The sequence below is a fragment of the Actinophytocola sp. genome (assembly GCF_009379765.1).
GTDB lineage: Bacteria > Actinomycetota > Actinomycetes > Mycobacteriales > Pseudonocardiaceae > Actinophytocola.
Genome location: NZ_WHTD01000008.1, coordinates 83,357 through 94,425, shown reverse-complemented (window position 1 = coordinate 94,425; position 11,069 = coordinate 83,357). Strand labels below are relative to the sequence as shown.

The window sequence follows — 11,069 nt, the reverse complement described above, 5'->3', positions numbered from 1 at the left end:
TGGCACCCGGGCTCCTTCTTTGACCACGTCCTTGGCGTAAGCACCTGAGAACGTAGCGAGAAGGAGCCCTCCTTCATGATCAGGGCCGGAAACCCACAGGTCACAGACCAGCACGCCTCACTCCAGACGAACTACACCCGAAGGCGTCTGGCCGCAGGTCGTCTGCCTGGACCTCACCGCCGAGATGCTGCGCAGGGCGCGAGCGCGGTGGCGGGTGGTCGCGGACGCGTCGCGGCTGCCGGTCGCCGAGGGCTCCGCCACGGCCGTCGTCATCGGGGACGCGCCGCTGTTCGCCGGCGAGGTCACCAGGGTGCTCGCGGACGGCGGTGTGGTCGTGTGGTCCAACGCGCTCGGCGCGGACGCGCCGCACCACGTGCCCGTCGACACCGTGGTCAGGGCGCTCGCGGACGCGGACGGGCGCGAGTGGGACGCGGTCACCGCCGAGGCGGGCTGGGGACTCTGGGCGGTTCTGCGCAGGGCGTGACGGGTGGCGCCACTCGGTCGTTGGACAGGCATGGATCTCACCCGGCGGCTGACCCAGCAGGTGATCCTGCGGCTCGACGCGCTCACCGACGACCTCGTCGACGAGATCCTCGACGAGAACGCGGGCTACGTCGACGCCGAGCTCGTCTCGCTCGACGAGCTGCGCCGGTCCTGCCGGGACAACATCGAGCGCGTCCTCCAGATGCTCGGCGACATCGTCCCGGCCGGGGTCGACCCGCTCGACGCCGCCGTCGTCACCGGCACCAGGAGGGCGGAGCGGCGCGCGCCGTTGGAAGCGGTGCTCCGCTCGTTCCGCATCGGCGGCCGGGTGGTGTGGCGCTCGCTCGCCCAGGTGGCCAAGGAGGACGGCACGATCTGCTGGGACGACATGGTCGACGTCGCGGCCGCCGTCTGGACCGTCGTCGACGAGGCGTCCTCGGCCGTCGCGCGCGCGTACCGGCGCACCGAGCTGCGGCTGCGCAGGCTCGACGAGCACCGCAGGCTGACCATGTTCACCGACCTGCTCCGCGGCCGCGCGCGGGACACCGCGTTCGCCGCGGAGGCCGCCGCTGAGCTCGACCTGCCGCCCGGCGGCGAGTACCTCGTGATCGTCACCGACCTCGCCCAGGACGGCGGGCCCGGCCTCGCCACGGCCGAGGACCTCCTCGCGGTCAACGGCGTCCGGTCGATCTGGCAGCCGCACGCGCGCCAGACCGTCGGCCTCGTCGCGCTGGCCACCCACGACCCGGACCGGCTGCTGGACGTGCTGCACGCCGCCATCCGCGACCGGGTCGGCGTCAGCCCGCGGGCGCACGGGCTCGGCGAGGTCGGCACCGCCCACGAGCTGGCCGTACTCGCGTTGCGCACCCTGCCCGCCGGCGACGCCGCGATCGCCCGGCTCGACGACCGGCTGCCCGCGGCGCTGCTCGTGCGCTCCCCCGACCTGGCCGACCGGCTCGTCGACGTGGTGCTGGGCCCGCTGCTGCGGCTGCCCGACGGCGAGCGCCAGGCGCTGCTCGCGACCCTGTCCGCGTGGCTGCGCACCAACCGGTCGCCCGCCGCCGCGGCCGAGCTGCTGTACTGCCACCGCAACACGGTGATCAACCGGATGGCCAAGGTGGAGAGCCTGCTGGGCCGCTCGCTGGAGGACTTCGAGAGCACGCTGACCGTGTCTTACGCGCTGAAGGCCCTGGATCTGCCCGACGGTCACGGGACCCGCAAGCCCGACCCGCCATACCACCCGTCCTGACCCCCGAGAACCCGCGAGTCCAACCCCCAGAACCCGCGAGTCCAACAGTCCGGAGTGGAGCGTGGTCGTCCCGGCCGGCCGACCGGGCCTCAGATATCCCTTACTCGCCCTCGTGGGCTGCGATGGCGGGGCAACGGGTAGCGGCCCCGGCGGAGCATGTCGATCATCCGGGCATCGCGGATGTTCGGTGGGTCCGTAGTGGCGGTAGCCCGTTCCCGGGGCTCGTCGGGGGTCAGGCAGTAGCCCGGCCTTCTCCCACACGCGCGGCGTCGACGGGCGCACACCCAGGTGCGCGGCCAGCTCGCCGATCAGCAGGACGGAGCGAACCCGCGGAGGCTCCTCGGCCACCGCCGCCAGGGCCTCGCCGTCCCACGGGATGATATATCATAGATCTTTGCGCAACAACCCTGTGTAGCACTCTGGCCCGAACGTTGATGCCGCGCTTGACGCATGTCCCGCTACATGATTAAGTGCATCGACAGTATCAATGTGGTCAATATCAATGTCGTCACCGTGTATCGCCGGCAACCGGGGGAGCCGGCGACCCTTCCGAGGGAGCGCCCGTGGCAACGGAGCCCGTGTCCCACGTCCTCGGCCGATGGTTGGCCGATGTCTCGCTCGACGATGTACCAGAGGTCGCCCGCGCGACCGCCACCCGCAGCATGCTCGACTGCTGGGGCGTCACGCTCGCCGCGCTCGGCCAACCCGTCGTGTCCGTTGTGGACACTTATGCCGGAAAGGACGGCACCGGCCCCGCGAGCCTGCTCGGTCTCGGCCGCCGCGGCACTCCGGAGCTCGCCGCGTTCGTCAACGCCACGCTGGGCCACGCGCTGGACTTCTACGACGTCAGCCACACCCAGGGCGGCCACCCGACCGTCGCGGTCCTGCCCGCCGCGCTCGCCGCGGCCGAGACCCGCAAGGCGACCGGCAAGGACCTCCTGCTCGCGCTGTGTGCGGGCATCGAGGTCACCACCAAGATCGCCCGCGGGGTCAACTTCACCCACTACGACAAGGGCTGGCATCCCACCGCGACGCTGGGCGTGTTCGGCGCGGCGGCCGCGGTCGCCAAGATCTACGGGCTCGACGCGGACCAGTGCGCGGGCGTGCTGAGTCTGGCCACGGCCATGTCGTCCGGCCTGAAGTCGAGCTTCGGCACCATGGCCAAGCCCATGCAGGTCGGCCGGGCCGCGCAGAGCGGCGTCATGTGCGCGGAGCTCGTCGCGGCCGGAGCGACCACCAACCCACGGGCCTTCGAGGAGACGCAAGGCTTCTGCACTGTCTACAACGGACCCGACAGCTACGACCTGACCGAGTTCGCCGACCACCTCGGCGCGCCGTGGGACCTCGTGGACCCGGGCATCGCGATCAAGCTGCACCCGTGTTGCGGCGGCACCCACGCCGCGGTCGACGCGGCCATCACGCTGCACGACGCGTTGCGCCCGGACGACACGATCGAGCGGATCGACGCCTACATCCACCCGCGCCGGTTCGCCCACCTCGACCGGCCGGCGCCGGACAGCCCGCTGGCGGCGAAGTTCAGCCTTCAGCACACCGTCGCGATCGCCGTGGCGCACGGGGAGGTCCACATCGACGACTTCACCCCGACCGCGATCCTCGCCGACTCGGTGGTCGCGACGCGGGACAAGGTGCACGGGCACCCGCTGCCCCCGGACCGCCTCGGCCCGGAGCACTTCGCCGCGGAGGTCCACCTCACGCTCGCGGACGGATCCACCCGGCAGGCCCGGATGGAGCGTCCGCGCGGCCGGACGCCGGAGACGGCGCTGACCGACGACGACATCCGGCGCAAGTTCACCTCCTGCACCCGCGACGTGCTGTCGGCCACCGACCAGGACCGGGTCGCCGACCTGGTCGCCACCATCGTCGAGCTGTCCGATGTGGACGAGCTCGCAGGGATCCTCCGTGGCAGCACGGACCAACCCCGAGACAGATAGGAGTGACCGTGTTACAGGGCAAAGATGCTCGGTGGCTCGGCGGGCGCACCCGACGAGGGCGGCTGGTCGCCCTCGCGACGATCGTGGCGTTCACCCTCAGCGCATGCGGCGCGGACTTCGGCGGCGAGAGCTCCGGGGACGGGCCCTACTACGAAGGCAAGAAGATCAAGCTGCTCGTGCCGTTCGCCCCCGGCGGCGGCGCGGACACGACCGCGCGGCTGCTCGCCCCGCTGCTGCAGCAGTACCTCCCGGGCAACCCGAGCGTGTACGTGGAGAACCGCGGCGGCGCGGGCGGCATCACCGGCACGAACTACTTCACCGAGCGGGAACCGCACGACGGGACGACGATCCTGGTCTCCTCCGGGGGAACCCACTCGTCCTATGTGGTCCAGGACCCGGCGGTGAAGTACGAGTTCGCCGACATGATCCCGCTGATCGGGGTCCCGGCGGGCGCGGCCATCTATGTCCGCTCGGACACCGGCATCACCAAGCCGGAGGGGATCGTCGGCGGCGCGAAGGTGCCACTGATCTTCGCCGGCCAGGCCCCGTCCGGCGGTGACCTCCGCAAGCTCCTCGCGATGGACCTGCTGAAGGTCGACTACAAGCCGCTGTTCGGGTACAAGGGCGCGGCCGACGCCAACATCGCGTTCGACCGCAACGAGGCCAACGTGGCGCTGATCGGCGTGCTGCCGTACCTGCGCGACATCGTGCCCCGGGTGGACAAGGGCGAGGTCGTGCCGATCATGAGCACCGGCCTCGTGCAGGACGGCAAGCTCGAGCGGATGAAGACGCTGCCCGACCTGATGACGCCGGCGGAGCTCTACGAGTCGATCTACCACGAGCCGGCGTCCGGTCCTGGCTGGGAGGCCTACAACATGCTGGTCGCCTCCAGCGACTCGCTGTCCAAGGCGTTGTGGCTGCATGACGACACCCCGGACGAGGCGGTCAAGGCGGTCAAGGAAGGCATCGACAAGTTCCTCGCCGACCCGGACTCGCGCAAGAAGCTCGACGACGAGCTGCAGGGCGCCGAGCCGCTCACCGGCGATGCCCTCGACTCGGCCATCGCCGCCATGGCCAAGCCCGACCCCGCGGCTCGCGACTGGTTGCAGGACTACCTGGTCGATCGCTGGGACTACAAGTTCTGAGTGCCTGGCCGACGCCAGGCACGCACGCCAGGGCCGGCGGTGCCGCACCCGCCGCCGGCCCGCCACCCTCCTGACGGACAAGCCAACGGACAACCAAACGGACAAGGACCGCCATGCTCCACATCGCTCTCCAGGCGCTGGCCGACCTGTTCACCCTGGAACGGTTGGGCTACCTCGCTCTTGGCGTGCTGGTCGGGCTGATCGTCGGCCTGATACCGGGCCTCGGCGGGGTCGCCGGCATGTCGCTGCTGCTGCCGTTCGTCTACGGCATGGATCCGAGCTCGGCCATGGCGCTGATGATCGGCATCATGGCGGCGAACCACACCTCGGACACGTTCCCCGCGGTGCTCGTCGGCGTGCCTGGCTCGGCCGGTGCCGGCGCCACGGTGATGGACGGCTATCCCCTTGCCAAGCAAGGAAAAGCCGCATTGGCACTCGGCGCGTCGTTCACCGCGTCGATGCTCGGCGGTCTGTTCGGCGCGGCCGTGCTGTTCGCGGTGCTGCCGGTGTTCCGCCCGCTGATCCTCTCCTTCGGCTCACCCGAGCTGTTCATGCTGACCCTGCTCGGTATCAGCACGGTGGCGATCCTGGCGCGAGGCCGGATGGTCAAGGGCCTGCTCGCCGCCGTGTTCGGCCTGCTGCTGAGCACGGTCGGCGCGGCGCCCGCCTCCCCCGACTACCGCTACACCTTCGACTGGCCGTACCTGACCGACGGGCTCAGCATCGCGCTGGTCGCGATGGCGGTGTTCGCGCTGCCCGAGTTCATCGACCTGCTGCGGCGCAACAAGCCCATCAGCCAGGTCACCGACAACCTCACCACCGGCCGGTTCGACGGTGCGAAGGAGGCGCTGAAGCGGCCGGGGCTGATCGTCCGCAGCTCCGGGATGGGCGCGCTGCTCGGCGCGATCCCGGGGGTAGGCGGCAGCGCGGTCAGCTGGATCGTCTACGGCCTCACCGCCCGGATGGCCAGGGTCCGCAACAAGTTCGGCAAGGGCGACATCCGCGGCGTGATCGCGCCGGAGGCGGCCAACAACGCGATGGAGGGCGGCCAGCTCATCCCCGCGATCATGTTCGGCATCCCCGGCAGCGGCACCACCGCCGTCCTGCTCGGCGGGCTGGTGCTGGTCGGCCTGCAGCCGGGGCCGGAGATGGTGTCCGACGCGAACCTGCCGGTGGTGCTGACCATCGTGTGGAGCCTCGCGGTGGCCAACATCCTCGCCACCGGGGTCTGCTTCTCGCTGCGCAACACGGTCGCGAAGCTCTGCCTCATCCCGGCCCGCAAGCTCGTTCCGTTCCTGCTCGTCGCGGTCGTGCTCGCGGTGTACCAGCACGGCCGGGACTGGGGTGACATCGCGATGCTGCTGATGATCGGCGCGTTCGGCTGGTTCGCCCTGCGGGCCGGCTGGTCCCGGGCGGCGTTCGTGGTCGGCTTCGTGCTTGGCCCACCCGCCGAACGTTACCTGTGGATCTCCATGGGCCGCTACGAGTTCGACTGGCTGGCCCGGCCCGGCGTGATCGCCATCGCGATCGCGATCATCGCGGTGCTGTTCGCGGGCCTGGCGCGCGGCAAGAGGTCACCGGCGGTGCCGGTGCCGGCCGGGGAACGCGTGCTCGAGTCCACCGGGAGCGCGAAGTGAAGCCGGGCACCGTGTGGACGAGCCTCGTGGTGGCCGCCCTCACGCTCGGGGTCATGGTCTACGCGGGGCTCGAGGCGCTCACGTTCAACGAGGCGTCGATGTGGTTCCCCGCGTTCGTCTCGATCGTCGGCGTCATCTGCTCGGTCGCGATCATCGTCAAGGACGTCGTCACCCTGGTCCGCCGGCGGCTCGCGCCGGTGGCCGCCGCCGGTGGGTCCACTGTGGAGCCGGACACTCCGGTCACCGGGCCTGCGGACGACGACGAGGCGACCGATCTGGCTGTCCTGAGGTCCGTGGCCTACTGGCTCGGATGGATGGTCGGGCTGGCGCTCGTCATCGTGCTCATCGGCGCGTTCGTCGGGATGCCGATCTGGCTGTTCTGCGTCCTGCGCTTCGCCGGCCGCCAGTCCGTGCTGTTCTCGATCATCGGCACGGTCGCCGCGACCGCGATCCTCTTCCTCGTCACCAACACACTCGACTTCTACGTACCGCAGGGGTTGTTCGCATGACCGATGTCGAGGAGCGGCTGGCGGCGTTCGTCGCCGACACAACAGCCGACGCAGTGGCCGCCACGTTCCCCGACGAGGTGCTGGGGCAGGCGAAGAGAGCCGTGCTCGACACCCTCGCCGCGATGTTCGCGGGCGGGCACAGCGAGCTCGCCGCGCCCGTCCTGTCCGCGATGCGCGACTCGGGACCGGGCAGCCAGGTCGTGGTCGGCACGGACCTGCTGACGAGCCCCGAGCGCGCGGCGATCGTCAACGGCACGCTCGCGCACGCACTGGACTTCGACGACACCGTCTCGCTGATGCCCGGCCACCCCAGCTCGGTGGTCCTGCCCGCACTGCTCGCCACCGCGGGCCACGAGCCGCGCCGGGGCGCGGACGTGCTCCGCGCCTACGTGGTCGGCCACGAGGTGGCGACCAAGCTGGGCAAGGCGATCGGCATGGAGCACTACAACAAGGGCTGGCACTCCACCGGCACCATCGGCGTGTTCGGCGCGGCCGCCGCGGTCGCGAACCTCCTCGGCCTGGACCGGGTCCGCGCGCGGCACGCGCTCGCCATCGCCACCTCGATGTCGAGCGGGCTGCGGGTCGGCTTCGGCACGATGACCAAGTCGCTGCACAGCGGCTGGGCGGCCGCCGCCGGGCTCACCGCGGCGGTGCTGGCCGAGCGCGGGCTCACCGGCGCGGAGCACGCGATCAGCGGTCCGGGCTCGTACTTCGACGTCTACGGCTCGGACGCGTCCGACGCGTCGGACCTCCTCGAGTCGCTCGGCAACCCGTTCACGCTCGTCTCGCCGGGCATCACGTTCAAGCGGTACTCATGCTGCTACGCGCTGCACCGGGCGATCGACGCGCTGGAACACCTGCGCACCGAGGGCGTCCTGGGCGGCCAGGGCGTCGTGTCGGTGGCGGCCCACGTCCCGCCGGGCTCGATGCGACCGCTGCCCTGCCACCGCCCGACGACCGGGCTCGAGGGCAAGTTCAGCATGGAGTACGTCCTCGCGGTCGGCATCCACGACGGCGACTTCGGCCTGGGCGCGTTCACCGACGAGGCGGTGCGCCGGCCGGTGATCCAGAACCTGCTGGACACGGTGTCCGCGGTGGAGGATCCGGCCTGCTCCCCCGGCGACCCGGAAGGCCGCTCCGGCAGCGCCGGCAGCCGCGGGTTCGTGGAGGTGCGGGTCGAGCTGGCCGACGGGCGGACCGTCAGCCACCGGGTCGACGACGCGCCGGGCTCGCCGAACCGGCCACTGACCACCGCGGAGCTGCGGCAGAAGTTCGACACCTGCTGGGACCACGCGGGGATGCCCAAGCACGACCGGGCGGTCGCGGCGCAGCTGATCGAGCGGCTCGACGAGGTGGACGACATCCGGGTGCTGCTCACCCTGGTGGTCCGCGGCCGGGCGCGCGGCTGGCTCGAGGACGGGCTGTTCGGCACCGCCGAGGCGTCCGCGTGAGTGGCGGCATGAGCCTCGCGCGCGGTATCGCCGAGTTCGTGGTGTCCACCCGGGACGTTCCCGCCGCGGACCTCGACGCGGTGGAACGGTCCTGTTTCGACACCGTCGGCGCGCTGCTCGCCGGCCGCACGTCCGCGCACGGCCGTCTCGTCGACGACCACGTGCGCGAGCAGGGCGGGCCCGCACGGTGCTCGGTGCTCGGCTCGGGGTACCGGACGGACGCGGCGAGCGCCGCGTACGCCAACGGGACGTTCGCGCACAGCGACGACTTCGACGACATGGGCGGGTACGGGCACCCCAGCGCGCCGCTGCTGCCGGCGCTGCTTGCGGTCGCCGAGCACCTCGGGTCCGGGGTGTCCGGAATGGACGTCCTGGTCGCGCACTGCGTCGGGTTCGAGGTGGCCGCGGGCCTGTGCGGCGGCTACGACCAGTACGACCGGTGCTTCCACTCCACCCCGGTTTTCGGCGTGCTGGGCACGACCTGCGGGGTGGCCAGGCTGCTCGGGCTCTCGGCCGAGCAGACCGCGGCGGCGCTGGCGATCGCGGCGTCGGCCGCGGCCGGGCTCGGGCGGGCAACGGGCACGATGGTGAAGCCGCTGCACGCCGGCCAGGCCGCGCGGAACGCGGTCGTGGCCGGGCTGCTCGCCCGCCGCGGCGGCACCGGCTCCGACACGGTGTTCGAGGCGCGCGGCGGCTTCCTCGAGGCGTTCGTGGGTCACCGCGCGCTCGACACGGAGGCGTTCGTGGCGCGGCTCGGCAACCCGTTCCGGGCCGCGCGGACACTGTTCCTCAAGCGGTTCCCGTGCTGCGGGTCGAACCACAGCGCCGTGTCGGCGCTGCTGGACCTGACGCGGGCGCACGACCTCACCGGCGAGGAGATCGACGAGGTGGTCGTGCACGGGATGACGGAGACGTCGCCGGTGCTGCGGTACCCGTCGCCCGCGGACGGCTGCGAGGCGAAGTTCAGCATCCGCTACGCGCTGGCGGCGGTCATGGTCCATGGCTCGCTCGGAGTGGACGACTTCCGCGACGAGCGGTGGGCCGATCCCACGGTCGTGCGCGCGATGGACAAGGTGCGGGGCGAGGTCGTGTCCCGGTGGACCGGGAGCGGGGCGAGCAAGCGCCGCGGCAACCCGATCACCGTGCGGCTGCGCGACGGCCGGGTGCTCGAGGCGTTCGTCCCGCGGTCGGACCTGGTGGGTGGCCCGAAGGTGCCGCTCCCCGAGGAGGACCTGACCGCGAAGTTCCGCGACAACGCAGCCCGCAGCCTCCCCGCCGACGGGGTCGCCCGGGCGGAGCGGGCGTGGCGCTCGCTGCGGTCCACACAGGACGTCGTCGCGGCGGTCGCGACCGTGGAAGGGAGTGACGCGTGGCAGCGACAAGCCTCCTAGCCGACTTCGTGGTCGCGGCCCGGCCACTGCCCGACGCCTGCCGGGAGGTCGCCGCGCGGTCCCGGCTCGACACCCTGTGCGCCTCGGTTGCCGGCGCGGTCACGCCGTCCGGCGCCGCGGTCACCGGTCTCGCCGACGAGCTCGGGACGCCCCGCGGCTCGTGGGGGGCCTGGCGGTCCGCCGCGCTCGCACACGCGTCCGGGATGGACGACACCGCCTGCTACGGCGCGGCCGGCGCTCCGGTCTGGGGCGCGCTGCTGGCCGTGACCGAGGACGACCACCACGACCACGGCGATCGGGACCGGCTGCTCGACGCGTTCGGCGTCGGCGTCCACGCGGCCGCCGCGCTGTGGCGGGCCGGGAACTACCGCGAGGCCGAGCGCGGCTTCGCCGGCACGTCGGTGTTCGGCACGATCGCGGCAACCGCGGCGTGCTCCGTCCTGCTGGGACTTGGCCGCGCCCAAGTGGTGGCCGCGTTGGCCGTCGCGGCCTCCTCGACCGGCGGACTCATCGCGAACCACGGCACCACCGCGGCGGTCACCCACGCCGCCACCGCGGCCCGGGACGGCCTCACCGCCGCCCGGCTCGCCGCCCGCGACTACCAGGGCGCCACGGACATCCTCGAGGCGCGCCAAGGGTTCGGCGAGGCGTTCTTCGGCCTCGGCCGGGCCGGCCTCGAGGACCTGGACCGCCACCTCCAGCAGCCGGTCCCGCTCGAGGCCGAGATCCGCGCGAAGCTCGTGCCCGGCCACGCCGACCACCAGCGGGTGGTCCGCGCGGCGACGATGCTCGGCGCGCGCGGCACGATCCGGCGGTTCACTGTGGACGGTGTGCCGGCCGCGTCCGAGGGCACTCGGTTCGACGTGCCCGTTACCGCCGACGAGGCGCGGTACAGCCTGCGATACGTGCTGGCGTGCGTGCTCCGCTCCGGCCGCCCCGGGCTCGCCGACTTCACGCCGGAGCGCGTGGCCGACCCGGCCGTCCGCGAGGCCATGGACCGTGTGCGGATAGCGCTGGCACCGCGCTGGGCGCCGGGCGGCGCGGAGGCGGGGACGGTGACCGCCGAGTACGCCGACGGCGCAACGCGGAGCGTCGCGGTCGCCGGGCTGCCGGTGACCGCGAACGCCGGCGAGCTGGCCACGAAGTGGCGGGCCGCGAGCAAGCTCGTGTCCGACGGCACACTCGACGGTTATATTGATTGTATGGATCAATACAGTACAGTTAAGCGATGAGAGGGGTGGTGCGCGGTGCC

8 protein-coding genes and 2 pseudogenes are annotated in these 11,069 nt (G+C 72.2%); 9 read left to right on the top strand and 1 reads right to left on the bottom strand.

The window, feature by feature from the left end; all coding sequences use genetic code 11:
* Nucleotides 1-163: 163 nt before the first annotated feature.
* A pseudogene (locus GEV28_RS04175) lies at nucleotides 164-484 on the top strand (hypothetical protein); the annotation flags it as partial.
* 30 nt (nucleotides 485-514) lie between these two features.
* Nucleotides 515-1,732, top strand: coding sequence for a CdaR family transcriptional regulator (locus GEV28_RS04170; RefSeq protein WP_291408744.1), 1,218 nt, complete (start codon nucleotides 515-517; stop codon nucleotides 1,730-1,732).
* Nucleotides 1,733-1,930: 198 nt separating this feature from the next.
* Here the strand turns inward: GEV28_RS04170 and GEV28_RS42125 are convergent.
* Nucleotides 1,931-2,080 (bottom strand): annotated as a pseudogene (locus GEV28_RS42125) (MerR family DNA-binding transcriptional regulator); the annotation flags it as partial.
* 215 nt (nucleotides 2,081-2,295) lie between these two features.
* On the opposite strand from GEV28_RS42125, the gene GEV28_RS04165 reads away from it, so the two are divergent.
* From GEV28_RS04165 to GEV28_RS04135, 7 genes are all read left to right on the top strand, one after another.
* Entirely contained in the window at nucleotides 2,296-3,684 is a 1,389-nt protein-coding gene (locus tag GEV28_RS04165; RefSeq protein ID WP_291408742.1) for an MmgE/PrpD family protein, read from the top strand.
* Nucleotides 3,685-3,692: 8 nt separating this feature from the next.
* Nucleotides 3,693-4,829, top strand: coding sequence for a hypothetical protein (locus tag GEV28_RS04160; protein WP_291408740.1), 1,137 nt, complete (start codon nucleotides 3,693-3,695; stop codon nucleotides 4,827-4,829).
* A 113-nt stretch (nucleotides 4,830-4,942) separates the two neighbouring features.
* On the top strand, nucleotides 4,943-6,466 hold the full coding sequence (locus tag GEV28_RS04155) for a tripartite tricarboxylate transporter permease (protein WP_291408737.1): 1,524 nt from the start codon (nucleotides 4,943-4,945) through the stop codon (nucleotides 6,464-6,466).
* On the top strand, nucleotides 6,463-6,975 hold the full coding sequence (locus GEV28_RS04150) for a hypothetical protein (RefSeq protein ID WP_291408735.1): 513 nt from the start codon (nucleotides 6,463-6,465) through the stop codon (nucleotides 6,973-6,975). The genes GEV28_RS04155 and GEV28_RS04150 overlap by 4 nt, the downstream gene beginning before the upstream one ends.
* Complete coding sequence (locus GEV28_RS04145; protein ID WP_291408733.1) at nucleotides 6,972-8,426, top strand: MmgE/PrpD family protein; 1,455 nt, start codon at nucleotides 6,972-6,974, stop codon at nucleotides 8,424-8,426. The genes GEV28_RS04150 and GEV28_RS04145 overlap by 4 nt, the downstream gene beginning before the upstream one ends.
* Complete coding sequence (locus GEV28_RS04140) at nucleotides 8,423-9,817, top strand: MmgE/PrpD family protein (RefSeq protein WP_291408731.1); 1,395 nt, start codon at nucleotides 8,423-8,425, stop codon at nucleotides 9,815-9,817. The genes GEV28_RS04145 and GEV28_RS04140 overlap by 4 nt, the downstream gene beginning before the upstream one ends.
* Entirely contained in the window at nucleotides 9,796-11,049 is a 1,254-nt protein-coding gene (locus tag GEV28_RS04135) for an MmgE/PrpD family protein (RefSeq protein ID WP_291408728.1), read from the top strand. Before GEV28_RS04140 ends, GEV28_RS04135 begins: the two co-directional genes overlap by 22 nt.
* Nucleotides 11,050-11,069: the final 20 nt, after the last annotated feature.

Excerpts from the sequence above, each read along its gene's own strand:
- GEV28_RS04170 (WP_291408744.1), top strand. The coding sequence starts at position 515 with ATGGATCTCACCCGGCGGCTGACCCAGCAGGTGATCCTGCGGCTCGAC.
- GEV28_RS04155 (WP_291408737.1), top strand. The coding sequence starts at position 4,943 with ATGCTCCACATCGCTCTCCAGGCGCTGGCCGACCTGTTCACCCTGGAA.
- GEV28_RS04145 (WP_291408733.1), top strand. The coding sequence starts at position 6,972 with ATGACCGATGTCGAGGAGCGGCTGGCGGCGTTCGTCGCCGACACAACA.